Origin of the sequence: Micromonospora sp. RHAY321 (assembly GCF_023896955.1) — a bacterium.
GTDB lineage: Bacteria > Actinomycetota > Actinomycetes > Mycobacteriales > Micromonosporaceae > Micromonospora.
The window spans coordinates 52,065-75,985 of sequence record NZ_JAMHIW010000007.1 but is presented as its reverse complement, the minus strand read 5'-3'; the positions used below and the strand labels follow the sequence as shown (position 1 = coordinate 75,985).

At 72.6% G+C, this 23,921-nt stretch carries 24 protein-coding genes; 9 read left to right on the top strand and 15 right to left on the bottom strand.

The window, feature by feature from the left end:
• Positions 1–22: 22 nt before the first annotated feature.
• Positions 23–427, top strand: a complete 405-nt coding sequence (locus tag M8C17_RS17465; protein ID WP_252417555.1) for a helix-turn-helix domain-containing protein — start codon at positions 23–25, stop codon at positions 425–427.
• Positions 428–463: 36 nt separating this feature from the next.
• Here the strand turns inward: M8C17_RS17465 and M8C17_RS17460 are convergent, their stop codons facing one another.
• Entirely contained in the window at positions 464–1,102 is a 639-nt protein-coding gene (locus M8C17_RS17460) for a DUF6624 domain-containing protein (RefSeq protein ID WP_252417554.1), read from the bottom strand.
• A gap of 79 nt (positions 1,103–1,181) precedes the next feature.
• On the bottom strand, positions 1,182–2,144 hold the full coding sequence (locus M8C17_RS17455; protein ID WP_252417553.1) for a helix-turn-helix transcriptional regulator: 963 nt from the start codon (positions 2,142–2,144) through the stop codon (positions 1,182–1,184).
• Between the two features lie 393 nt (positions 2,145–2,537).
• On the opposite strand from M8C17_RS17455, the gene M8C17_RS17450 reads away from it, so the two are divergent.
• Together M8C17_RS17450 and M8C17_RS17445 are read left to right on the top strand one after the other, a co-directional pair.
• The gene (locus M8C17_RS17450) at positions 2,538–3,200 is read left to right on the top strand and encodes a hypothetical protein (protein ID WP_252417552.1); all 663 of its coding nucleotides are present in this window, start codon (positions 2,538–2,540) and stop codon (positions 3,198–3,200) included.
• Positions 3,201–3,494: 294 nt separating this feature from the next.
• A complete protein-coding gene (locus tag M8C17_RS17445) occupies positions 3,495–5,003 on the top strand; it encodes a phosphoesterase (protein WP_252417551.1) in 1,509 nt (502 codons plus the stop codon).
• Between the two features lie 41 nt (positions 5,004–5,044).
• Here M8C17_RS17445 and M8C17_RS17440 read toward each other — a convergent pair whose 3' ends face one another.
• On the bottom strand, positions 5,045–6,346 hold the full coding sequence (locus tag M8C17_RS17440; RefSeq protein ID WP_252417550.1) for an MFS transporter: 1,302 nt from the start codon (positions 6,344–6,346) through the stop codon (positions 5,045–5,047).
• Between the two features lie 350 nt (positions 6,347–6,696).
• Between M8C17_RS17440 and M8C17_RS17435 the strand changes: the two genes are divergently transcribed.
• Entirely contained in the window at positions 6,697–7,746 is a 1,050-nt protein-coding gene (locus M8C17_RS17435; protein WP_252417549.1) for an aldo/keto reductase, read from the top strand.
• Between the two features lie 16 nt (positions 7,747–7,762).
• Here M8C17_RS17435 and M8C17_RS17430 read toward each other — a convergent pair whose 3' ends face one another.
• Positions 7,763–8,356, bottom strand: a complete 594-nt coding sequence (locus M8C17_RS17430; RefSeq protein WP_252417548.1) for a MarR family winged helix-turn-helix transcriptional regulator — start codon at positions 8,354–8,356, stop codon at positions 7,763–7,765.
• A 114-nt stretch (positions 8,357–8,470) separates the two neighbouring features.
• Here M8C17_RS17430 and M8C17_RS17425 point away from each other — a divergent pair, with 114 nt between their 5' ends.
• The 3 genes from M8C17_RS17425 to M8C17_RS17415 all read left to right on the top strand — a co-directional run bounded on the left by M8C17_RS17425 (position 8,471) and on the right by M8C17_RS17415 (position 11,959).
• Complete coding sequence (locus M8C17_RS17425) at positions 8,471–10,048, top strand: LLM class flavin-dependent oxidoreductase (RefSeq protein WP_252417547.1); 1,578 nt, start codon at positions 8,471–8,473, stop codon at positions 10,046–10,048.
• Positions 10,049–10,109: 61 nt separating this feature from the next.
• On the top strand, positions 10,110–10,706 hold the full coding sequence (locus M8C17_RS17420) for a helix-turn-helix transcriptional regulator (protein WP_252417546.1): 597 nt from the start codon (positions 10,110–10,112) through the stop codon (positions 10,704–10,706).
• Positions 10,703–11,959 (top strand): MFS transporter, encoded by a 1,257-nt coding sequence (locus tag M8C17_RS17415; RefSeq protein WP_252417545.1) that lies wholly within the window; start codon positions 10,703–10,705, stop codon positions 11,957–11,959. Before M8C17_RS17420 ends, M8C17_RS17415 begins: the two co-directional genes overlap by 4 nt.
• A gap of 23 nt (positions 11,960–11,982) precedes the next feature.
• Here the strand turns inward: M8C17_RS17415 and M8C17_RS17410 are convergent, their stop codons facing one another.
• The 4 genes from M8C17_RS17410 to M8C17_RS17395 form a co-directional block, all read right to left on the bottom strand.
• On the bottom strand, positions 11,983–12,678 hold the full coding sequence (locus M8C17_RS17410; RefSeq protein WP_252417544.1) for an alpha/beta fold hydrolase: 696 nt from the start codon (positions 12,676–12,678) through the stop codon (positions 11,983–11,985).
• 39 nt (positions 12,679–12,717) lie between these two features.
• Positions 12,718–13,098: a VOC family protein gene (locus M8C17_RS17405; protein WP_252417543.1), complete on the bottom strand. Its 381-nt coding sequence runs from the start codon at positions 13,096–13,098 to the stop codon at positions 12,718–12,720.
• 73 nt (positions 13,099–13,171) lie between these two features.
• Positions 13,172–14,209 carry a major royal jelly family protein gene (locus M8C17_RS17400; RefSeq protein WP_252417542.1) on the bottom strand — a complete coding sequence of 346 codons (1,038 nt, stop codon included), beginning with the start codon at positions 14,207–14,209 and terminating at the stop codon, positions 13,172–13,174.
• A 130-nt stretch (positions 14,210–14,339) separates the two neighbouring features.
• The gene (locus tag M8C17_RS17395; protein WP_252417541.1) at positions 14,340–14,762 is read right to left on the bottom strand and encodes an MmcQ/YjbR family DNA-binding protein; all 423 of its coding nucleotides are present in this window, start codon (positions 14,760–14,762) and stop codon (positions 14,340–14,342) included.
• 132 nt (positions 14,763–14,894) lie between these two features.
• Between M8C17_RS17395 and M8C17_RS17390 the strand changes: the two genes are divergently transcribed.
• Entirely contained in the window at positions 14,895–16,697 is a 1,803-nt protein-coding gene (locus M8C17_RS17390) for an acyl-CoA dehydrogenase (RefSeq protein WP_252417540.1), read from the top strand.
• Positions 16,698–16,718: 21 nt separating this feature from the next.
• Here the strand turns inward: M8C17_RS17390 and M8C17_RS17385 are convergent, their stop codons facing one another.
• Positions 16,719–16,892 (bottom strand): hypothetical protein, encoded by a 174-nt coding sequence (locus tag M8C17_RS17385; RefSeq protein WP_252417539.1) that lies wholly within the window; start codon positions 16,890–16,892, stop codon positions 16,719–16,721.
• 130 nt (positions 16,893–17,022) lie between these two features.
• Positions 17,023–17,742 carry a spermidine synthase gene (locus M8C17_RS17380; protein WP_252417538.1) on the bottom strand — a complete coding sequence of 240 codons (720 nt, stop codon included), beginning with the start codon at positions 17,740–17,742 and terminating at the stop codon, positions 17,023–17,025.
• Between the two features lie 127 nt (positions 17,743–17,869).
• Between M8C17_RS17380 and eccB the strand changes: the two genes are divergently transcribed.
• A complete protein-coding gene (eccB, locus tag M8C17_RS17375; protein WP_252417537.1) occupies positions 17,870–19,246 on the top strand; it encodes a type VII secretion protein EccB in 1,377 nt (458 codons plus the stop codon).
• Positions 19,247–19,267: 21 nt separating this feature from the next.
• Here the strand turns inward: eccB and M8C17_RS17370 are convergent, their stop codons facing one another.
• From M8C17_RS17370 to M8C17_RS17350, 5 genes are all read right to left on the bottom strand, one after another.
• Complete coding sequence (locus M8C17_RS17370; RefSeq protein ID WP_252417536.1) at positions 19,268–19,873, bottom strand: bifunctional 2-polyprenyl-6-hydroxyphenol methylase/3-demethylubiquinol 3-O-methyltransferase UbiG; 606 nt, start codon at positions 19,871–19,873, stop codon at positions 19,268–19,270.
• 54 nt (positions 19,874–19,927) lie between these two features.
• Positions 19,928–20,542, bottom strand: a complete 615-nt coding sequence (locus tag M8C17_RS17365; protein WP_252417535.1) for a methyltransferase domain-containing protein — start codon at positions 20,540–20,542, stop codon at positions 19,928–19,930.
• A gap of 109 nt (positions 20,543–20,651) precedes the next feature.
• The gene (locus M8C17_RS17360; RefSeq protein WP_252417534.1) at positions 20,652–21,518 is read right to left on the bottom strand and encodes a carbohydrate ABC transporter permease; all 867 of its coding nucleotides are present in this window, start codon (positions 21,516–21,518) and stop codon (positions 20,652–20,654) included.
• Positions 21,518–22,474, bottom strand: coding sequence for a carbohydrate ABC transporter permease (locus tag M8C17_RS17355; RefSeq protein ID WP_252417533.1), 957 nt, complete (start codon positions 22,472–22,474; stop codon positions 21,518–21,520). The genes M8C17_RS17360 and M8C17_RS17355 overlap by 1 nt, the downstream gene beginning before the upstream one ends.
• Positions 22,471–23,865, bottom strand: a complete 1,395-nt coding sequence (locus M8C17_RS17350) for an ABC transporter substrate-binding protein (RefSeq protein ID WP_252417532.1) — start codon at positions 23,863–23,865, stop codon at positions 22,471–22,473. Before M8C17_RS17350 ends, M8C17_RS17355 begins: the two co-directional genes overlap by 4 nt.
• Between the last annotated feature and the right edge of the window lie 56 nt (positions 23,866–23,921).

Genomic DNA, 23,921 nt, shown 5'->3' with positions numbered 1-23,921 from the left:
AACCGTGCGGTAGGCTGGTGGGGTGAGCGACGTGCCGTCCCAGGACCCGGCGGGGCCTACCCAGGAACTGGTCAGCGATGTCTTCGCGCGGGGGTGCACCTCCCGCGCGGCCTTCGAGGACGTCACCTCGAAGTGGGCCTCGCTGGCCCTGCTGGCGCTGGGCGAGGGGCGGTACCGGTTCAACGCGCTGCGTCGGCGCATCGACGGGGTCAGCGAGCGGATGCTCTCCCAGACCCTGCAGACCCTCGAGCGCGACGGCATGCTGACCCGCGAGGTCCTCACGGCGATCCCGCCCCGCGTCGAATATTCGCTGACCCCCCTCGGCGCTCGGGTCGCCGAGCAGTTGCGCGGCCTCGCCGACCTGCTGGAGAGCTCGGTGCCGGAGCTGCAGACCGCCCGCGACGCCCACGAGCGCGACCGGGCCTAGCCCTCGTCGGCGCCTCCGCCAGCCGCCGCGAGCTGCCTAGTTGGCGTCCTGCGCGCAGATCGTGGTCATCTCGGCCAGGTAGCTGGCCAGCGTCGGCAGACCGGCCTGGGCTCTGCGCAGCTCGACACCCGACTCGTCCCTGATCGGAGTCGCCGGAACGGGACCGTCCGGCCCGCAGCCGACCTGCGTCCCGTACACCTGGGGCTCGCCCTTCGCGACCGCGACCCGGTCCTCCAGGTACGCGAGGTTGCCCGGCGAGGCCTGGCCGGCCGCCACGGCGTCGCGCAGCAGGACGATCGCCTGCTGCTGGAAGGCGGGATCGAAGTCGGAGTGCTGGGCGATCGCCCAGGCGGCGTTCTCGCCGTCCCGGCCGACGAGGCCGAACGTCGGCCAGCCGTGGGCACGAATGATGTCCTTCAGCCGGGCCGTACGCGCCTGGTCGGTCTCGGTCTGCGGCGTGCCGTTGCGGTCGGCCTGGTCGCGTGCCAACATCGCGACCAGCTCGTCGTGCAGCGCCTTGTTGAAGGCGGCGGGGGAGCGGGTCACCGGCGGCGGTGTGGTGACGGGCGGCGGTGTGGTGACCGGCGGCGCGGTGGCGGCCGGCTCGGCCGGGTCGGTGCAGGCCGACAGAGCCAGCACGGCGGCCAGCGGCAGGACCCGGAGCGAACGTCTCATTCGGCCTCCCGCCGCCGATTCTCGCCGGGCCTCCGCCCTGCCACAAGCGCCGAGTGCGCCGACCGGAGGCGACCCACGGTCAGGCGTTGAGCGTCTCGCGGGGCGGCACCCCGTAGCTGGCGTGGTAGCGGGCGGTGAACCGGCTGTGGTTGGCGAATCCCCACCGACTGGCGATCGCCGACACGGTGTCCCGGCGAGGGTCGGCCCGCACCAGGTCGTGGTGGGCCCGATCGAGCCGGATCCGGCGCAGGTACGCCATCGGGGTCGTGCCGAGATGACGGCGGAAGGCGAGTTGCACCGCCCGCAGGGACACGGCGGCGGCGTTGGCGATGTCGGTCGCGCTGATGTCCTGGTCGGCGTGCTCGTCCATGAAGGTGATCGCCCGACGCAACGTGGCGGTGCCGGCGTCGCGCCGGTCCTGAACGGTCGGTTCGGTGACCGCCGTGTTGGGAAAGACCGTGAGAGCCGCCGCGGCGAGCATCCGCGCGGCGTTGCCGATGACCAGCGGTTGGGCGCTGCTGATCGGGTTGGTCAGCACGACGTCGCTGACGTAGCGGGTGGTGTTCCGCCACTGCCGGGCGAGAGCGGCAGTGGCGGGACCGAGGTCGGTGAACCGGATCTGACCGGGTCGGCGAGCCGGTGCGGCGGTGGCGACCTGCGCCAGCACCGCCAGGTCGAGTACGCAGAGTTCCACCCCGCCGGGTTGCCAGGACACCTCGAACGGTCGGTTGGGCCTGGTGGTGAGGAAGACGTCGCCGGGGCCGAACCGGTGGACCGAGCCATCGGCGGCGCGTTCGAGCTGGGCGGTGCGGTTGCGGCAGATGACCAGAGCGTCGATACCGCCGACGCCGACGTCGAGGTGCCCGGTCTGGCCGATGGCCGCGATAGCGAACGATCCGGCGTCGACGCGCTGGTGGGCGAGTCGGTAGCCGCCGTCCCCGCCGCGGATGCGCACGTCCGTTTCGTACGTCCGGGCCAGGAAGTGGTGGATGGCCGCCGGATCTCGGCTCTCGAACCCCCGGGTCTGCACTGGTGAGGTCATCCGCTGTCTCCGTCTGGGGAAGGCGCGGCCGGGTGGTGGACCGGGCCGGCAGCACTCGTTTGACCGGTTGTCGGAGAGAGAGTGGAGCGTCGCGAGCGGGACGGCGGCGACCGGTTGCGGCATAGTCGGGTATGAGCTGAGTGTCGGCAATTCCCACAAACACAATAACTATTCATGGGAATTCCACCACACGATGGCGCTGGTCGTCGGTCTGTCCTTCCACTTCGGTGTGTCGGTTCGTCGACTTCGCTTTTTGACCACCCCTCGGGGGTTCCTGCGTTAACTGTGCTAGCCATGCAGGTTGCACCGGCGGAATCTTGTTCACTATTCCTCGGGCGTCGCAGGGCGGCCGGGGTCGCCGCCGGGAGACCGGCCATCGAATGGGGGTGACCATTGGACGGTTCCGATCCTGAGCACGTCGTCCGACTGGCCGTGGCCGAGGCGCTGGCGCGGGCGGCCGACCGGGACAGCGGTGGGCTTGGTGGGGGCGAGACACTGGCGAATCTCGAGGTCGCGCTGCGCGAGGTGCTGCGCCGCGCGCTCGACGACCGGGTTCCACTGACCACGCCCGACTTCGTCGACCTCTGCCGTGACCTGCGCCTGAACCGGGACTCGTTCGACCTGCTGGGGCACTACCTGATGACGGCGCTGCTGGCCCACCACGTGGGTCCGGACGCGCTGATCCGCGTCGGCGTGCTCCTCGGCACCGTCCGCCGGTACCTGCCCACCGCCCTGCCCCCCGGGCGCCGCAACGGACGCCCCGTGCCGCGGCGACGCGACGTGCGCGCGGACAACAGCGTCGTGGGCCGGTACCACCGGACGAGGTTGCCCGAGCACCTGCCCAACCCACCGAGTTGGACCTGCACCGGCTGCGGCCGCGACTGGCCCTGCGCCACCAAGCAGAGCCAACTCCTCGCCGAGTTCGGCGGTGCGTGCGCCGCCCTCGCCGTGTACCTCGGCTCCTGCCTCGTCGCCGCGGCCCAGGACCTGCCGACCCTGCCGCTGCCCCGGGTCCGGAACCGATTCCTGGGCTGGCTGCCCCGCGCCCGCACCTAGTGCCCCGTGCCCCGCGCCCGACAAGGATTGCTCGGCGGTCCACACCAGGCAGGAGGGCATCCGCACCGGGACCGCCGCCGTCCTGGCTGGCCTGCTGCTCGCGGCGCTGCCCACCGCTCCGGTGACCGCCGCCCGGCCTGCGGCGAGCTGATCCTGCCGCTCGCCGGCCGGGCCGCTCGGCAGTCCGGAGCGGGTGTTCATCGTGCGCCCGCGCCCCGTACAGCGACCGTTCACGGGCTTCTTTGAGGCTTCTCGATCGAAAGAGCATTCGCTTGATCGAGGAGAGGCTCACACGTGGGAGACAAGCAACCCGAAGAGACCGAGCGCGCGCTGCTGTCGCGGCGCAAGCTGGTCAAGTACGCGGGCGTCGGCGCGACGCTCGCCGCGGCCAGCCCGCTGGTGGGCGGCGGCGCGGCGTGGGCCGACGAGGAGCGCAGGCCCGGCGACGACACGAGCGACCGGGGCGGCTCGAAGAACCGGGCGTGGCGTGCGGGTGACCACCACATCCACTCCGAGTACAGCGGCGACTTCGACACCACCAAGTCCCCGGTGGTGTTCCACAAGGGCGCCGACGCGGTCTACCCGATCGTCACCAACGCCATCATGGCGAAGAACTTCGGCCTGAGCTGGGCGATGTGCACCGACCACGGTGGACCGACCCACTCGAAGGTCAACATCGAGCAGGCGTACCCCGATCTGCTGCGCTCGCGCAAGCTGGTCCCCGAGGTGCTCCAGTTCTGGGGCATGGAGTTCGACACGCCGGCGCTGGACCACCACACGCTGATGATCCCCCGCCACGACGACGAGGCGAAGCAGCTCTTCGAGCTGGAGAGTCGGTTCGCCAAGTACGACGCGTTCCCCACCGACCCGGCGCGGGACACCGAGGCCAAGATGGTGGAGTTCCTCAAGGTCGCCCGGGGGATGCCGCTCAAGCCGCTGGTGATCGCCCACCACACGTCCCGCTCGGCGCCCGGCCTGGGCGTCTACGGCCAGGACACGCCACGGGAGTTCCGTAACGGCAACAACGCCGCTCCGGACGTCTACATCGGCTTCGAGGGCGCGCCCGGTCACCAGGCGGGTCCGCTCAACGGCGGCAAGCGTGGCGGGTACGGCAACCACCCCACGTACGGCGGCTTCGACCAGATGACGGCGCGGGTCGGTGGGCTCTGGGACTCGCTGCTCGGTGAGGGACGCCGCTGGTGGATCACGGCGACGTCGGACTCGCACGTGCACTGGACGCGTGGCGGCTCGGACTTCTGGCCGGGCGAGTACAGCAAGACCTACGTGCACGCCCGCCAGGACTACGGCGACATCATGGACGGCCTGCGCAACGGCCGGATCTGGGTCACCACCGGTGACCTGGTCCGCAGCCTCGACGTCACCGCCAGCTCCCAGGGCCGGACCGCCGAGGTGGGTGAGACCATCACGGTCAGCCGCCGCGGCCGCACCGACGTCGAGATCGAGATCAGGTTCCGTCCGCTGAACGGCGCGAACGCCAACGGTGACCGCCCCGAGGTCCGCCGGGTCGACCTGATCGTCGGCCAGATCACCGGTCCGAGCACCAACCCGGATGCCGACACCAACCCCACCACCAAGGTGGTGGCGCGGTTCGGCCCGCGGGACTGGCGCCGGCAGGGCGAGGACCACGTCATCCGGCACACGCTGCGCAACGTCGAGGCCGACACCTACGCGCGGGTCCGGGGCACCAGCACGGACGAGGCCGAGCCGCTCGCCGACGGGCTGGAGAGCCCGTGGGACGACCTGTGGTTCTACTCGAACCCGGTGTTCGTGCACGTGCGCTGACCCGGCGCACCGGCGCGGGTCCGCCGACCCGGCCCGGCCTCCTACGGCCGGACGGTGGCGGTGGACCCGCGCCGCGTCCGGCGGGTGCCGGTCTCCAGCGCCGGTGTCAGGTCGGCGAGGTCGCGGGCCCGGCGCAACGGGGACAGCAGCAGCGGCAGTGGCGCCAGGGTCAGCCCGGCGCCGACGAGGAGCAGGGTGGCGCGTACGCCGAGCGCGCCACCGAGGGCCCCGCCGAGCAGGCCCCCGAGCGGGAGCGCGCCCATGACCAGGAACCGCATGCTGGCGTTGACCCGGCACAGGAACTCGCTCGGCACGATCGCTTGCCGGTAGCTGACCTGGGTGATGCCGTAGACGACCTGGCCGACACCGCCGCCGACCATGCCGGCGACGAAGAAGCCGGTGCGCCAGCCCGGTCCGGTCAGCGGGATGAGCAGGTTGAACGGGCCGGTCACGGCCAGCGCCAGCCAGATGATCCGGGCCGAGCCGACGCGCCGCGCGAGTCGGGCCGCCACGGCGGCGCCGAGCAGGGCCGCGACGGGGGCGGCGGACAGCAGCATTCCGGCGGTGCCGGGGCGCAGGCCGACGGTGTCGATCAGGAACAGCACGATCAGCGCGGTCGCGGCAGTGAACAGCAGGTTGGACACGGCGCTGGTCGCGGCGATCGCCCGCAGGACCGGGTTGGCCAGCACGAAACGGAGCCCGTCGCGGGCCTCCCGCACCATCCCGGCCCGCCCGACCCGGGTCGGGCCGCGCTCGGTCGTCCGGATCCGCGCCAGGCAGACGGCGCTGACCAGGAAGCTCGCCGCGTCGACCAGCAGTGTGTTGGTCGCGCCCACCAGCTGGGTGAGCCACCCGCCGATGCTGGGCGCGGTGACCTGCCCGGACGAGCGGACCAGCTCCACCGCCGAGTTGCCGCGCAGCAGGTCGCGCCGGTCCAGCAGGGTGGGCAGGTACGACTGGTGGCCGATGTCGAAGAGCACCCGCATCACGGCCAGCACCCCGGCCGCCGTCATCAGCAGCGGCAGGCTGAGCTGCGACACCGCGGCGGCGACCGTGACGGTGAGCAGCGCCGCGGCCCGGACCAGGTCGGTGGCGATCAGCACCGGCCGCAGCCGCCGACGGTCCAGCCAGACGCCGGCCGGCACACCGACCAGCAAGAAGGCGCCGTTCTGCACGGCCACCAGGGCGCCGAGCTGCCACGCGGTGGCGTCCAGGAGGAGCACGGCGATCAGCGGGAAGGCGATCGCGGTGACGTCGGTGCCGAGCTGGGTGACCGTCTGACCGGCGATCAGGAGCCGGAAGTCCGTGGATCGCCACGGTGCGTCCCGCGTTCGATCTGCCATCCACGCCCCCCGAGCATGCCGTGGTTCCCGATGCCGACCCGCGGGCGGCGGCACCGGATCAGGGCGCCGTCGGTCTCGCACGGGAAGCTGTGCTGGGGGAGAAAACGCAGGCCGGAGTGGGGAGGGGGTGCGTTCGGGGATCGGGCGCCGGTGGGGCGGGCGCCTCGGTCCGAGGCTAACCCAGGGACACGGGACCGGGTCGCCGTACCGGATTCCAGGCCAGCGCAGAGCCGGGCCCGCCGGCCCGACCTGTGCCCGCTTGACCTCGAGTGCGCTCGAATGCCTAGGTTCGCCGCACCGGCCACGCCGCCCCGGTCCGTGCGGCGAAGAGCACCCCTCGGAGGGCACCCATGCGCTACCGCGTCCTTGGCGGCACCGGCATCCAGGTCAGCGTCCACTGTCTGGGCACCATGATGTTCGGCGCGGTGGGCAACCCCGACCACGACGACTGCGTCCGCATCGTGCACGCCGCCCTGGACGCCGGGATCAACATGGTCGACACGGCCGACATGTACTCGGCTGGGGAGTCCGAGGTGATCGTCGGGAAGGCGCTGCGCGGCAGGCGGGACGACGTGGTGCTGGCCACCAAGGTCCACTTCCCGATGGGCGAGGGCCCCAACCGCGGCGGCAACTCCCGGCGCTGGATCGTCCGGGAGGTCGAGGAGAGCCTGCGCCGGCTGGGCACCGACTGGATCGACCTCTACCAGGTGCACCGGCCGGACCACACCACCGACATCGAGGAGACGCTGGGCGCGCTCACCGACCTGGTGCGGGCCGGCAAGATCCGCGCCTTCGGCTGCTCGACGTTCCCCGCCGACGAGATCGTGCAGGCGTACCACGTGGCCGACCGGCGGGCGCTGGGTCGGTTCCGCACCGAGCAGCCGCCGTACTCGATCATGGCCCGGGGGATCGAGACGTCGGTGCTGCCGGTCTGCCAGCGTCTCGGCATGGGGGTGCTGGTCTGGAGCCCGCTCGCCTCCGGGTTCCTCTCCGGCCGGTACCGGGCCGGCCGACCGGTCGATCTGAGCGCCGGTCGACCCGCCCTCACCCCGGCCCGTTTCGACCCCGCGCTGCCGGGCAACGCCGCCAAGTACGCCGCCGTCGACCAGCTCGTCGCCCTCGCCGAGGAGATCGGCTGCACCCTGCCCGAGCTGGCAGTGGCGTTCACGGTTGCGCACCCGGGCGTCACGTCGGCCATCATCGGCCCGCGCACCATGGAGCAGCTCGACGGGCTGCTGGCGGGTGCGGCGCTCACCCTCGACGACGCGGTGCTCGACCGGATCGACGAGATCGTCGCGCCCGGAACGAACCTCTACCAGCCTGATGGAGCCTGGTCACCGACGGTGCTCACCGATCCGGCGCTGCGCCGTCGTCCACTGTCGCAGCGGGCGGCCGCCTGACCAGGCCGCTGGCAGATCAACCGCGACGGCGGGTGCGGGCGGTCGGCGTCCGCCCCGCGGGTGCGGACGCCGCCGACGCGCTCGGCGATGGACCGGGTGGGGTCGGGTCGGGCCGGACCTGCGCGACCACCTCGCAGAGATCCCGCAGGGGGTCGACGGCCTGGGCGGAGCAGGCGACCCGCTGAAGCAGGGCCCGCAGCGTCGTCGACTCGGCCGGCGAGAGCGCACCCAGCAGGTGTGACTCGACCTGCCGCAGCGACCGCCGTCGCTGCTCCCACGCGGCACGGCCGGTGTCGGTGACGTCGACCAGTCGGCTCCGCCGGTCGGCCGGGTCTGCCCGACGGGCGACCAACCCGGGTCGTTCCAGGTCGTCGATGACGTAGGTGAGCACCGTGCGGTCCATGCCGAGTTCCTCGGCGATCGCACCCTGGTTGCGGGTCGGCCCGTTGACCGCGGCGGTGAGCACCTGGTAGCCGCGGGGGCCACCGGGAAAGTCGGCGAGCGCGTGCTCGGCAGCCCGGACGTAGCCACGGAAGACGATGCCGAGCATCCAGCCGAGATCCTCGTCGAGGGGATCGGGCCGGTTGCGCGCGTCGCTGGCACCCGTCATGTCTTGACAATAGCGCAGTAGTGCAGACCTTGTTGGCGGAAGATGTTCTGTATGGCATAAGGTTTAGGTCATGATGCATCGTCCGAGGCGTCGCGCGACACGGGAGGCTTGCAGATGAGCGACTACGGCCACGACCTGGTCTTCGGATCGTTCACCACCCCCGGCAGTGACGATCCGGAACACACCGTCGGCCTCGCCGTCCTGGCCGAGCAGGTCGGCCTGGACCTGGTCACCTTCCAGGACCACCCCTACCAGCCGAAGTTCCTCGACACCTGGACGCTGCTGAGCTACGTCGCCGCGCGGACCACGCGGGTGCACCTCTCGGCGAACGTCACGAACCTGCCGCTGCGTCCGCCGGCGGTGCTCGCCCGCAGCGTGGCCAGCCTGGACCTGCTCAGCGGCGGCCGGGTCGAGCTGGGCCTCGGCGCCGGGGCGTTCTGGGACGCCATCGAGGCCATGGGTGGCCGGCGGCTGACCCCCGGGCAGGGCGTACGGGCGCTGGAGGAGGCCATCGACGTCATCCGCCAGGTCTGGGACGCCGAGACGCGCGGCGGCGTGCGTGTCGACGGCGAGTTCCACCGGGTGGTCGGCGCCAAGCGTGGCCCCGCCCCCGCGCACGCGGTGCCGATCTGGCTCGGCGCGTACAAGCCGCGGATGCTCGAACTCACCGGTCGCCGGGCCGACGGCTGGCTGCCCTCACTGGGCTACCTCCAGCCCGGCGACCTGGAAAAGGGCAACGGGATCATCGACGACGCCGCGCGACAGGCCGGCCGCTCGCCCGGCGACGTCCGTCGCCTGCTCAACATCTCGGGCAAGTTCGCCTCGGTGGGACGCGGCCCGCTGCACGGGCCAGCCGAGCAGTGGGCCCGGGAGTTGGCCGAGCTCGCGTTGGGTGCGGGCGTCAGCGTCTTCATCCTCGCCAGCGACGACCCCGACGACCTGCGCCGGTTCGCCGGCGAGGTGGCCCCCGCCGTCCGCGAGCTGGTCGCCGCCGAGCGCGACGGCGGCACCGCGCAGGACCGTACGCCGGTTACCGAGTCGGCGCCGGTTGTCGCCGCGCCGGCTCCGGCGGCACGCCCGAGTGTGACCGGCGGGGCGTTCGCCGTGGTGCCGACCCCCGATGACGGCCGGCGGCGCAGCAACCGCCAGGTCTGGGACGAGTCGACCCGGCCGACCGGCCCCGCGCCCGACCCGACGCGCACCTACACGCCGCACGAGCAGGCCACCGGTCAGCACCTGGTGCAGGTGCACGACGCCCTGCGCGCTGAGCTGGCCCAGATCCACGACCTGATCGAGCAGGTGGCCACCGGTGAGATCGACGCCGGCGCGGCGCGGTCCCACATCAACACGATGACCATGCGGCAGAACCGCTGGACGCTCGGCGTCTACTGCGAGTCCTACTGCCGCATCGTCACCACCCACCACACGATCGAGGACCAGTCGCTCTTCCCGCGGCTGCGCGAGCGCGACCCGCGCCTCAACCCGGTCGTCGACCGGCTGGAGCAGGAACACCACGCCATCCACGACGTGCTGGAGGGCGTCGACCGGGCCCTGGTCGCGTACGTCGGGGCGCCGGACGGGATGGCCGAGCTGCGCGCCGCGGTGGATCTGCTGAGCGACGCCCTGCTGTCCCACCTCAGCTACGAGGAGCGCGAGCTGGTGGAGCCGCTGGCGCGCTTGGGAGTGAGCTGACCGGGGCGCCCGGCGCGGTTCGGGGGTTGCCCTACGGAATCTGAGAGACTACTTTCGAGACATGTCTCTCAAGAACCCGTACGGGGATTTCGAGATCACCGAGCCGCAGGCTCTGCGGGCGCTGGCGCACCCGGTCCGGCTGGCCATCCTCGACCGCCTGCAGCGGCACGGCCCGGCCACCGCCACCGGGCTCTCGCCACACGTCGGCGCCACACCATCGGTGGTCAGCTGGCACCTGCGGCACCTCGCGACGTTCGGCCTGGTCGCCGACTGGGAGGGCGCCACCAGCAGGCGGGAACGCTGGTGGCAGGCGGCTGCCCGGGGTTTCCGCTTCACGCTTCCCGAGGACGCCGAGGGGCAGGCCGCCGCGCGCCAGCTGCGGGGCGAGATGTTCGCGCGGACCGCCGAGGCGCCGCAGCAGTGGCTGCTGAACGACGAGCCCCGGCTGGACGCCGAGTGGCGTGGGCTGGCCGGGGTGGCCGACACCCGGTTCGTGGCCACCGCCGACGAGCTGCGGCAACTGGAGACCGCGATCGAGGAGTTGCTCGCGCCGTACGTGCGGCGCAAGGACGACGAGTCGTCACCGGCCGGCGCGCAGCTCGTCCGGATGCTGCGCTACCTGCTGCCCGAGCCCGGCGACGAGCCCTCCGCGTCATGACCACCGTCACCAGCGCGCCCCCGCCGGCCCTGCACCGCGACAGCCGGTTCCGCACGTTCTGGATCGGCCAGACGATCTCCCAGTTCGGTGACCGGATCAGCGAACTGGCCCTGCCGCTGATCGCCGTCTCCCTGCTCGCCGCGACGCCGGCGCAGGTCAGCGTCCTCACGGCGCTGATCTGGCTACCCAACCTGCTGGGCCTGTTCCTGGGCGCGTGGGTGGACCAGCGCACCCACAAGCGCCGACTCCTCATCATCGCCGACCTGGTCCGGGCGGCGGTGCTGCTCAGCCTGCCGGTGGCCTACCTCCTCGGCGCGGTCACCCTCACCCAGCTCTACCTGGTGGCGCTGCTCACCGGCGCCGGGGCGGTGCTGTTCGCCATGGCGCACCAGGCGTTCTTCGTCGCGCTGGTGCCGCGCTCGGCGTACGTCGACGCGACCAGCAAGCTGAGCATGAGCCGCGCCGTCTCGTTCGTGGCCGGCCCGGCCGTCGGCGGTGGACTGGTCCAGGCGCTGACCGCGCCGGTCGCCGTCGTCGTCGACGCGGTGTCGTTCCTCGGCTCCGCGCTGCTGATCGGCCGCATTCCGGTGACCGAGACGCCTCCGCCGCCGCGACAGTCGTCCACCCTGGGCCTCGTCCGCGACGGTCTCGTGCTGGTGCTGCGCCACCCGGTGCTACGGGCCGCGCTCGGCTGCACCAGCACCGTCAACTTCTTCACCTTCATCTCCACCGCGTTGCTGGTGCTCTACGCCAGCCGAGACCTCGGCCTGTCGGCCGGTGCCATCGGCATCGCGTTCGGCGCTGGTGCGGTCGGCGGGCTGGCGGGTGCGGCGCTGGCGCCCCGGGTCTCCCGCGCCATCGGGCTGGGCCGCACCGCGATGATCGGCGTGGTCCTCTTTCCCGCGCCGCTGGCGCTGGCCGCGCTGGTGAGCGGCCCGACCTGGGCGAAGGTCGGCATGCTGGCCGCCATCGAGCTGGTCTCCAGCGTCGGGGTGATGCTGATGGACGTCAACCTGAACGCCCTCATCACGGCGGTCACCCCCGACGAGGCGCGGGGCCGTCGAGCCGGTGCGTACAGCGCCGTCAACTACGGCATCCGGCCGCTGGGCGCGCTGGTCGGCGGCGCGTTGGGCACCACCATCGGGGTACGACCGACGCTCGTCGTCGCTGGTCTCGGTGGCGTGCTCGCCGTGCTCTGGCTGCTCGCGTCGCCGGTACGCCACATCAGGACCCTCGACGACCCGGAGACCTGACCTCAGCCCACCCGTCGCGCGGGTCAGGTTGCCTCCGCCAGCAGCAGCCCGGCGAGTTCGGCGGGCTGGGAGATCATCGGCCAGTGGCCGGTGTCCATCGTGGCCAGTCGCCAGTGCTCGCTGGTCAGCAGCTTCGCCACGGTGTCGTTGGGCTCGGGACCGTCGAGCAGGCACTTGATGTACGTGGCCGGCAGCTCGCCGAGCGGGCGGGTCAGCACGGCCGGCTCGGTCACCGTGGCACCGGGGTGCGGGGTCGAGCCCTCGACCAGCCGGGCGACCTGCTCGTCGGTGAGACCCTGACCGTCGAAGTCGGACGGGCCGAGCGGCGGCCAGTAGCCGCCGTTGTCGGCGATCAACGCCTCCAGTGCCGCCGGGCCCTGCCACCAGCCGGACGCGAACGAGCCACCGTCGACCGGCACCTCCGAGTCGACGAAGACCACCCGGGTCAGCCGGTCGCCGATCCGCTCGGCGGCCTGACCCACCGTGATGCCCGAGTAGCTGTGCCCGACCAGCACCACGTCGCGCAGGTCGCGCCGCTCGATCTCACCGACGATGTCCTGCACGTGGGTCTGCTGCCCGGCCGGCACGCCCCGCTTCTCGGCGAGGCCGGAGAGGGTCAGCGGGTGGGTGCCGTGCCCGGCCGCGCGCAGTGGCGGCAGCACGTCGTCCCACGCCCACGAGCCCAGCCACGCCCCGGCCACCAGTACGAAATCAACCATGGCCGGGACCCTAGCGCCGGCCTGCGACACCCCGGCGGATCAGGGCCAGACTCGGGCCTGGGCGGCGAAGACCGCCGGTGGGCTCGCCACCGGGAGCACGCAGAGCAGGTGCCCCCCGGGTGCCCGCAGAATCCGGCACTCCAACCACTGCGACACCTCGGTCGCGCCCAGGTCGATCAGCCGTGCGGTCTCGGCCGCCACGTCGTCGGTCTCGATGTCGAGGTGAAAGCGCGGAGCGTCGTCGACTGCCTGGACCGCGGTGACCAGCCCGGGCAGCGCCTCGTGCAGGTCGATGAACTGTGGTTCCGCCGGATCGGACCGGGTGCTGACGCCCAGCGCCGCCGACCAGAAGCGCGCCGCCCGCGCGGCCTCCGCCGCGGGTGCGTCGATCAGCAGCGCGTACACGCGGCTCCGATGCATGCGACGCAGAATATCGTCGGACCGTGCGCCCGGGCGACCGCGGGACGACGCGTCCGCGTCCACTGGTAGCCGGTCACTGGTGGTCCAGTGTCGACGGCCCGGCTTCGACCGGCATCCGGTAGATCCGGACGGGGTAGTCGACGGCCGCCTGACCGCCGTTCAGGCCGGCGGTCAGGTGCAACTGGGCCGCCGGCAGCCAGAGCCGGGAGTCGGCGTCGATCCACATGGCGTCCACCCAGACCAGTCGCGGATCGGCGATGAGGGTGCGGATGCCGCCGTCCGGTGCCAGGGCGAGGACGCGCCGTCGCTCCACGTCGCTGAGGTAGATGGTGCCGGTGGCGTCGATCGCCGTACCGCCGGTGCTGGGCGTGTCGCACCACCGTTCGATTCGGCGGGCCAGCTCGTCGGCGGACACCGTCGGGTCGTCCAACCACCGGGTGCCGACCCGGGACATGCCGCCGGACGCCGGTTGGTAGTACAGCCACCGCCCGTCCGGTGACACCTCCAGCTGGTCGGCGTGCAACCGCACCTCGCCGCCGTCCGGGTCGCGCAGCGGCCGGCCGTCGGCGACCAGGCGCTCGCCCACCGTGCTCGGATGGCCGTCCAGGACCCGCCGGGCCTGCCCGGAGTCGAGGTCGAGCACGATCAGGCCGGGCGCCCCGGCGTCGGTGAGGTAACCGATGCCGTCGTGGAACCGGACATCATCGACGTAGCTGTCGGGGTGCACCGCCGCGTCGAGGTGATAGACGCGGTGCACCCGGTCGCCGTCCGGGTCGACCACGATGAGTCGAGCCCCGCCCGGCACCTGCCGGGCACCGATCGTCGGCGCGCCCGCATCGATGATCCACAGCCGGCCGTCCGGCCCGGCCCGTAATCCGTTGACCTGGACGAACGCGCCGTCCGGCCCCTGGCCTGCCCGATTCCACGCGGCATCCGGGTACGGGTTGCGGCGACCGTCCGGCAGCGCCTCGGTCACCTGCACGCCCGGCCGGTCCGCCGACGGGTAGCTCAGGAACACCCGACCCCGCAGGGTCGTCACGCCCGTGCACACCCGGTCCTCGGCGAGCGCCGGGCTCAGCCGCGGGTCCTCCTCGGTGGGCAGCGTGGACATCGCTGCGCTCCTCACCCGCCCGACGGCGTCCCGGTCTCCACCGGGCGGCCGACGGCCTCGGCCACCCGCCGCGCGGTATCCCCGGGCCGCGTCGGCCGAAACCGCCGACCGGGCCCGGCCGTCCGGCCGTTCAGGCGGGCGGCGGGCCGGGCTGGTCGACCAGGGCGGCGAGCCGTTTCGGGGCGAGCAGGCAGTAGCTCTCCGTGAGCAGCTCGGCGACCTCGTCCCACCCGGTGTCGTCGCCAACGACCATGCCCAGCACGGTCGGACCCCATTGCGGCTTGTAGAAGGGGCGCCCGCTGGCCACGAGCCCGGCGATCTCGTCGGGCGGCGACCGGAAGATCAGCAGGCAGGCCGGCTGGTCGAGCTCGGCGGCCCGCGCGTGGGCCACCTGACGGTCGGGGTCGACGGTGAGCACGTGGGCGAAGGTCCGCTTGCGGATGCGCCAGCGGGTGCCCACCCAGGCCGGCTCCTCGTAGCTCTCCGGCAGCCCGAGGCAGATCGGCCGCAGCCGGTCGAGGACCTCGGGCGGGACGTCTCCGGGTTCGGTCACGGTCCGCGACCCTAGTCGGCCGGTGTGACAGGTCACCGGTGGTGCGCACCCGGCGGATCCGCCAGGATGGGCCGGGGCGGCGGCGGGCCGGCGCCCCGGACCGACCCGCCCCCGTGCCCGATGAGGAGTGCCGTGCCGTCCACCCTGCTCTCCCGCCGCGACCTGGACTTCCTGCTGCACGACTGGTTGCAGGTGTCCCGGCTCGTCGAGCGTCCCCGCTACGCCGAGCACTCCCGGGAGACCTTCGACGACGCGCTGGACCTCGCCGAGCAGGTGGCCACCGAGCAGTTCGCCCCGCACAACCGGGCCACCGACCTCGCCGAGCCCACCTTCGACGGCCAGCGGGTGCGGCTCATCCCGCAGGTTCGCGCGGCGCTGGAGAGCTTCGCCGAGACCGGCCTGCTCACCGCCGGGCTGGACGCATCGGTCGGTGGCCTGCAGCTTCCGCACGTCGTCGCGGCGGCCTGCTTCACCTGGTTCCAGGCCGCCAACGTCGCTACCTCGGCGTACCCGTTCCTCACCCTGGGCAACGCCAACCTGCTCCTGGCGCACGGCAGCGCCGAGCAGGTCGACACCTACGTGCGGCCCATGCTGGAGGGCAGGTTCTTCGGCACCATGTGCCTGTCCGAGCCGCACGCGGGCAGTTCGCTGGCCGACATCACCACCCGCGCCGAGGCGCAGCCCGACGGCACGTACCGCCTCTTCGGCACCAAAATGTGGATCTCCGGTGGCGACCACGAGCTGGCGGAGAACATCGTCCACCTGGTGCTGGCGCGGATCCCCGGCGGCCCGCCCGGGGTGAAGGGCATCTCGTTGTTCATCGTGCCCAAGGTGCTGGTCGGGCCGGACGGGTCGCTCGGCGACCGCAACGACGTGGTGCTGGTCGGGCTCAACCACAAGATGGGCTTCCGGGGCACCACCAACACGCTGCTCAGCTTCGGCGACGGCGGGCACACCCCGGGCGGCCAGCCTGGCGCGGTGGGTCACCTGGTCGGCCCGCCGCACCAGGGGCTGGCCCAGATGTTCCACATGATGAACGAGGCCCGGATCGGGGTGGGGGCCGGCGCCACCGCACTGGGTTACACCGGCTACCTCAAGAGCCTGGCGTACGCGCGGGAGCGGCCGCAGGGCCGGCCGGTCGGCGCCAAGGACCCCGGTTCGCCGCAGGTGCCGATCATCGACCACCCCGACGTACGGCGGATGCTGCTGGCGCAGAAGAGCTACGTGGAGGGGGCTCTGGCCCTGGTGCTCTACTGCGCGCGGCTGCTCGACGAGGAGAAGACCGCGCCGGCGGAGGCCGACCGCGAGCGGGCACACCTGCTGCTGGACGTGCTCACGCCGATCACCAAGAGCTGGCCGTCGCAGTGGTGCCTGGCCGCCAACGACCTGGCGATCCAGGTGCTCGGCGGGGCCGGCTACACCCGCGACCACGACGTGGAGCAGCACTACCGGGACAACCGGCTCAACCCGATCCACGAGGGCACCCACGGCATCCAGGCGCTGGACCTGCTGGGCCGCAAGATGACCATGCACGACGGCGCGGGCCTGCTCCTGCTGACCGACACGATCCGCGGCACCGTCACCCGGGCACGTCAGGCCGGCGGCGAGGCCGGCGAGCTGGCCGACCGGCTGGCGGACGCGGTGGACCGGGTCGTGACCGTCACCCGGCGACTCTGGGCCGACGGTGACCCGGTCCTCGCGCTGGCGAACGCCAGCGTCTACCTGGAGGCGGTCGGGCACGTCGTCATCGCGTGGATGTGGCTGGAGCAGGTGCTGGCCCTGCCGCCGCAGGGGTCGGCAGAGGCGTTCCACGCCGGCAAGCGGCAGGCCGCCCGCTACTTCTTCACCGTCGAGTTGCCGCGCACCGGCCCGCAACTCGACCTGCTGGACAGCCGGGACCGGACCACGCTGGAGATGCGCGCGGACTGGTTCTGAGCGGGCCGTTCCCGCCCGGCCTCACCGTCGCCCGTGGTGGCTCATCGCCTGCCGTCCCTTGACCACGCCCAGCACGATCACCACCACCAGCGCGATCAACCCGATGATGATGAGCCAGCGGACCGCCTCGAGGAGCAGCCCGAGCAGGATCAGCACACCGGCGACCACGCCGACGACCCAGAGCAAGGCACGCATCTCGACCTCCCGTCACCGGCCGCGCACCGAGCGGCGACCCCGGGCCCACCTTCCCGCTCCGGCGGACACCATGCCCGAACGGCGCGAGGAGCCGCACCCGGCGCAGGTCGCGTGCGAGACGCGCGGCGATTCAGCTCGCGGTGCGGGCGACGTAGACGGTGTTGGCGGACTGACCACCGGTCAGCGGGTTGGCGAACGGCACGACATGTGCCTCCGCGGTCGCGAACACCTCGGTGAGCGCCGCGGTGAACCCGGTGTCCGGCGGATCGTCCGACCAGAGCGCGAAGATCCCGTCCGGGCGGAGCAGGGCGGCCAGCCGGCGCAGCCCGGCCGGCGCGTAGAAGGCGGCGTGACTGGGGTGCAGGACGTTGCGCGGTGAGTGGTCGACGTCGAGCAGGACGGCGTCGAACCGCCGCCCGGGCACCTCGGCGTCGAAACCGACGTCGCCGGCCACCGCCGCGAAGAAGTCGGCCCGCACGAACCGGGTACGCGGGTCCTCGGCGAGCCCCGCCGCGAACGGCAGCAGCCCTCGGCGGTGCCAGTCGATCACGTCCTCGATCGCCTCCACCACGAGCAGCGACCGCACCCTCGGGTCGTCCAGCGCGGCGCAGGCGGTGTAGCCCAGCCCGAGCCCGCCGACCACCACGTCGAGCGTGTCACCGGTCAGTCCGGCCAGGCCCAACCGGGCCAGCTCGATCTCCGCGACCGGAAAGAGGCTGGACATCAGGAACTCGTCGTCGAGCTTGACCTCGTACACCTCGACCTGGAGTGCCGGGTCCCGGCGCCGGCGCAGGCTGATCGCACCGATCGGGGTCTCCCGCCAGGCCAGCTCCTCGAAACGCGCGCCCACGGGTGCCCTCTCGCCGCCGGATTCGTCCCCGGATGGTACCGGTCGGGACCCTCGCCGCCACGCAGGGTCCACGGGACATCGACGCACCGCATATCCTGTGGCCGGCCGATCCACCGGAAGGGACCTCATGCCGTCGCGGCAGGACCAGCTGCACTCCTACCAGTTCAGCGTCCAGCGGGCGGTCGCCGCCCTGGTGATGCGGGAGACCGACCCGGCCCAGTCGCCGTTTCGGCGGTTGGCCGGCGCCGGCCTGGCGAGCGTCCTGGTCGCGGCGATCGGGCTGGGCGGCTCCGCGCTCTACGGCCTGTTCGCCGGTGGGGGCAGCGGTTGGCGCGACGCGGGCGCGGTGATCGTGGAGAAGGAGTCCGGCGCCCGGTTCGTCTACCGCGAGCAGAAGCTGCACCCGGTGCTCAACTACGCCTCGGCGCTGCTGATCGTGGGCGCGGACCGGTCGAAGACCGTGCTCGTCTCCCGGCGCTCGATCGACGGGGTGCCGCGCGGCCTGCCGCTGGGCATCGCCGACGCGCCGGACTCACTGCCCGCCCCGAGCCGGCTGGCCACCGCGGCGTGGACGGTCTGCTCCACGGTCCCGGCCGACGACGTACCCCGATCCGCGTTGCTGATCGGCGCCGCGCCCGGCGGCGGCCGGCCGCTGGGCGACGACGCGCTGCTGCTGCGTGACCCCGACGGCGGGCTGCACCTGGTCTGGCATCAGCGGCGCTACCTGATCCGCGATCCCAGTCGGGTGCTGGCGGCGCTGGCCACCACCCGGGCCCGGGCGGTGCCGGTGGCACCCGCCCTGCTCAACTCGCTGCCCGCGGGCGTCGACCTGGCCCCGCTCGCCCTGCCCGGCCTGGGCCGGCCCGCCACGCGGGTGCCGGGCGCCACGATCGGGCAGGTCTACCTGGTGCGCAACTCCGGCGGTGGCCGGCAGTACGCGGTGGCGCTCGACGAGGGGCTGGCCGGGATCACCGAGTTGCAGGCCGGGCTGTTGCTGGCCAGCACCGGTCAGGGTGAGCCGGAGGCGATGACGCTGGGCCGCTTCGCCGCGCTGCCCACGGTGCCCGACCTGACCCCCAGTGGTCCGACCGCCCCGCCGCCGGTCCCGCCCCGGCTCGCGGCCGGCGACGACGGGGCGCTCTGTGCCCGGGTCGGCGACGACGGCGGCGCCGGCGAGGTGCGGTGGGGCGTACGGCTGCCGGACCTGGCCGCCGTGCCGCGCACGCCGCCGGCCGGCGGCGCCGTGCTGGCCGACCATGTGATGGTGGAGCCGGGTCGCGGCGCGGTGGTCGAGGCCGCCGCGGCGCCCGGCGCGTCCGGCGGTGCGATCTCCGTGATCACCGACCTGGGCCGGCGGTACGTGGTGGCCGACCGCGACGTGCTCGCGATGCTCGGCTACCGCGACGTGCGCCCACAGCGGCTGCCAGCCGGCCTGGTCAGCCTGGTGCCGGCCGGTGCGACCCTGGACCCGGCCGCCGCGCGGGCCGTCGCCGCCCCCGCCTGAGGGCGGCCGCCGGGTCGGGTCTCAGGCGGCCAGGCGACGCAGGATGGTGACCGCGAAGTCCGCGTCGTCGCGCCACGGGCGCAGGTCCCAGGTGGCGAAGCGGTGCTCCAGGCGTAGCCCGGCGGCGACGGCGTCGGCGTCGAACGCGGTCAGCGGGTAACCGCGGTCTGTGCCGAAGCCCACCGCCAGCACACCGTCGGGACGCAGGTGCCCGGCGACTCGGCGCAGCACCTCCGGCTCGGTGCCGGCGGCGACGAAGGCGAGCACGTTGCCGGCCAGCACCGCGGCGTCGAACGGTTCGGTCTCACCGGCTGCGGGCAGGTCCAGCTCGGCCAGGTCGGCGACCAGCCAGCGCGGGCCGGGATGGTCGGCGCTGGCGGCGGCCACCAACGCCGGGTCGGCGTCGACCCCGACCACGGTGTGCCCACGCTGGGCCAACGCGGCACCGACCCGGCCGGTGCCGCTGCCGGCGTCGAGGATCCGCGAGCCGGGCGGGACCAGGGCGTCCACCAGCCGGGCCTCGCCGGCGAGGTCGGCGCCCTCGGCCGCGAGCTTCCGGAACCGGTCGATGTACCACTGCGAGTGCTCCGGACCGGTGTCGGTCGCCCAGCGGGTCGGGTTGGCCATGGGGCCACCGTAACCGGGCCGGCGCGGGCGCCGCGGGCGACCCGGGGAGCGGGATCAGGGCACGCGGGCCACGGTGACGAACTCGTTGTAGGTGAAAAGCCGCCCCAGAGACCGGGGGAACGGGAACGAGAACTGCCGGGTGACGGTCAGGCCCAGCTCCCGGCAGGTTTGCGCCGCCTCGGCGAAGCCGACGAAGCGGACATGCGAGGCGTCGCTGGCGTACCCGCGTTCCTGCGGGGTGATGAACACGGCGGTGCCGCCGGAGCGCACGTACGGCAGGTAGGAGGCGACGACCTCCCGTGCCTGGTCGGCGGGCAGGTGCTCCAGCAGGTGCGCCGCGAGCAACGAGTCGAACGCGCCGGGGCGTGCGTGCGGGCTGTGGGGAAACTCCTCCACGGTGTACGCCTCGAAGCCGGCGGCCCGGGTGTGCTCCACCGAGGTGCGGTTGTGGTCGACCCCGACGCCGTTGCCGTCCAGGTTGGCCAGGTTACGGCCGAGACCGGAGCCGACGTCGAGGGTGCGCCCCAACCGCAGCCGGCGCAGGTTCCACCGGTAGGGCGCCTGCACGTCGAGCAGCCGCTTCCAGCGGGCGCCGCCCAGTCGCCGCAGCCGCTCGGTGTAGTCCTCGCCGGCGGTGTCTCTCGGCGGGGTCGGCCGGCTGTTCCTCATCGCGGGCCCCTTCGACTGGGTGGATGCGGACCCGTCGATGGTACGGACGCCGGACGCGGAGAGCGGCGTCCTCGGCTGGGATTTCCACCAACCGAGGACGCCGGCCGACTCAGCCCTTCTCGGCGCCGCTCGTCAGCCCTTCGGTGAGCAGCCGCTCGCTGGCGAAGAAGAGGATCACGATGGGCAGCGTGAGGACGACCGACCCGGCCATCAGCACCGTCTTGGGCACCTCCACCCCGTCGGCGAGCAGGGACAGCCCCAGCGACACCGTCCACCGGTCGGGCTTGTCGACCAGGAACAGCAGGGCGAAGAGGAACTCGTTCCAGGCGATCATGAAATCGTAGAGCGCCACGGCCATGATCGACGGCATGGCGAGGGGCAGGCTGACCCGGCGGATGATGCCGAGCCGACCGGCGCCGTCGATGGCTGCGGACTCCTCCAGGCTGACCGGGATCGTCTCGAAGTAGTTCTTCAGCATGTAGACCGAGACCGGCAGTGTCTGCGAGATGTAGACGAGCACCAGGCCGAACAGTGAGCCGCGCAGCCCGGCCCGGGTGAAGACCACGAACAGCGGGATCGCGATGACGATCGACGGGAACAGGTAGACGGCCAGGAACAGGAAGTCGACCTGCCGGCGGCCGAAGAACCGCAGCCGGGCCACCGCGTACGCGCCGGGGATCGCCACCACCAGGGTGAGCAGGGTCGCCGCGACGGCGACCAGGCCGCTGTTGCGGATGAAGGTGAGGAAACCCTGACCGCCGTCGTCGGTGGCCTTGAGCACCTCGGCGTACGTGGACACGGTCAGCTCGCCGAAGCCGACGACCAGCGAGCCCGGGTCGAGCAGCAGCCGCTCGATGGGTCGCACCGAGAGCATCAGCATGTAGTAGAAGGGGAAGACGGTGACCACCAGGAACACGGCGATCACCAGACGGCGCAGCCAGCGCAGGCTCACCGTCTCGACGACGTCCCGGTCCATCAGCCGGCCCTCCGTCCGAAGAAGCGCAGATAGATCAGCACGAACACGATGAGCACCACGGCCAGCACGACCGCCTGCGCGGCGGCCGCGCCGATGTCGGTGCGGGCGGTGAGGAACTCGTACACCCGCACGCTGACCACCTCGGTGCCGGCGGCGCCGCCGGTGAGCAGGTAGACGTCGTCGAACTTGTTGAACGTCATGATGAAGCGCAGCACGCCCAGCAGGGCGATCACCGGCAGCAACTGCGGTAGCAGGATGTGCCGGAACCGCTGGGTGGGGGTGGCGCCGTCGACCCGGGCGGCCTCCTCCAGCTCGCCGGGCACCGCCTGGAGCCGGGCCAGCAGGAACAGGAACGCGAACGGGAAGTACCGCCACGCCTCGAACACGATCACCGTGGCCAGAGCGGTGGACTCCTGGGACAGGAACGGCACGGGCGCGTCCCAGCCGAGCAGCCGCTGGCCCCAGTCGTTGACGATGCCGAGCTGCGGGTCGAGCATCACCTGCCAGACGAAGGTCACCGCGACCACCGGTGCCACGTACGGCAGGAGCATGGACGCCCGGACCAGGGTGCGGCCGCGGAACGGCCGGCGGACCACCAGGGCGGCGACCAGCCCCAGCAGGATCGACCCGACGGTGCCGCCGAGGCTGTAGACCAGGGTGGTCCACAGCGTGTCGGCGAAGCCCGGGGTGTGCAGCACCCGGTCGACGTTGTCCATGGTGAACTCGCCGAACAGGCCGGTCTTGCGCAGGGTGGCGAGCCGGACCCGCTGGAAGGCGAGCACCACGGTCCAGACGATCGGGATGCCGATGACCGCGATGGTGACGAGCAGGGTCGGTGCGACCAGCGCCAGCCCGGCGCGGGATTCGCGGCGGCGCAGGGTCAGTGGTCGGCGGCGGACCGGCGCGGGCCGCTCCCGGGTGGGGGAGCGGCCGGTGCCGGGTGCCGTGGTGGTCAATTCACCCCTGCCTTGATCGCCTCGACGTCCTTCTTGGCCCGGCCGGCGGCCGCCGCCGCGTCGGACTTGCCGGCGAGGACGTCGTTCAACGCCTTGGGCACGGGCAACTCGCCGAGCATGGCGCCGACCAGCTTTCCCTGCCCCTGCGTCAGCCCCCAGCGCTGGAAGGTGTCCGGGCTGCGGCGCAGCGTGGCCAGCACCTCGTCGCCGTACACCTCGGCCAGTGGCTTCTTGGCGTCCACGCCGGCCTGGCTGGTGTTCCAGCCGGTGAGGTACGCCTCGGGCTCGGCCTGGGTCCCCTTGCGCACCGGGAAGCGGCCCTCGGGGGACATGCCGAACCAGCGCGGGTAGCCGTCGCCGAGCATGAACTCCACGAAGGACTTCGCCGGATCGGTCGCGGCGCCGTCCAGCACCGCCCACGAGCTGATCTCGCCGTACTGGGCCGGCTCGGTGCCGTTCGGGCCCTTGATCGCGGTGACGAACCCGCTGTTCTTCGCGAGGAACATCGGGTCGGCCTGGCACTGCGGGCAGGTCGGCTTGGCGTCGTTGCGCAGCCCGGCCAGCTCGTCGAGGATGAACGGCGACCAGACCACCATGGCCGCCTTGCCGGCGAAGTAGGTGGCGCGGGTGGTGTCGACGTCCTGGGCGCCCTTCACGGAGCTGTTGCGGATCAGGTCGCCGTAGAAGCGGAACGCCTCGACGCACTGCGGCGAGTCCAGGGTGACCGCGCCGCCGTCGTCGGTGAGCTGGCAGCCGTTGGCGAGCGCCAGGTGCTCGAAGGTCTGCTGGGTGAACACGTCGCTGGGGGAGGTCGCCGCGGCGATCCCGGCGACGCCGCCGGTGTTCAGCCTGGCCGCGGCGGCGGTGATCCGTTCGTACGTGTCGGGGGTGGGCAGGCCGGCGGCGGCGAACAGGTCCTTGCGGTAGACGAGCAGTTGCCCCCACCCGTCGCTGGGCACGGAGAGCTGCTTGCCATCGTCGGAGGTGAGCTCCAGCGCGCGGGGGGAGAAGGTCTGCCGGCCGAGCTTGTCGACGATCTCGGTGTTGGCCGAGGCGTGCAGCAGCTCGTTGCCGGCGAGCGTACGGATGCCGGCCAGGGAGACCGAGCCGACCACGTCGGGCAGGTCGCCGGCGGCGGCGTTGGCGGAGATCAGTGACGGGAACTGGTCCTCGTTGACGGTGACCAGGTCGACCTGGATCCCGGTTTTCGCGGTGAAGTCGGCGATGATGGCCTTGGTGGCGGTGACCCGGTCGGCCACGTCTTCCAGGCTCCACACGGTGATCTTGTTGTTGCTGCTGTCGGATTCGTCGTCGCCGCAGGCCAGCAGGGTGGACGCGGTAAGTGCCATGATCAGGGTGGTGGCGAGTATCCGCCTCGGAGGTGCTGACATCGGTGGCACTCCTCTCGAAGGGTACATCACGGATTCAACACCTTCGATTGATCAAT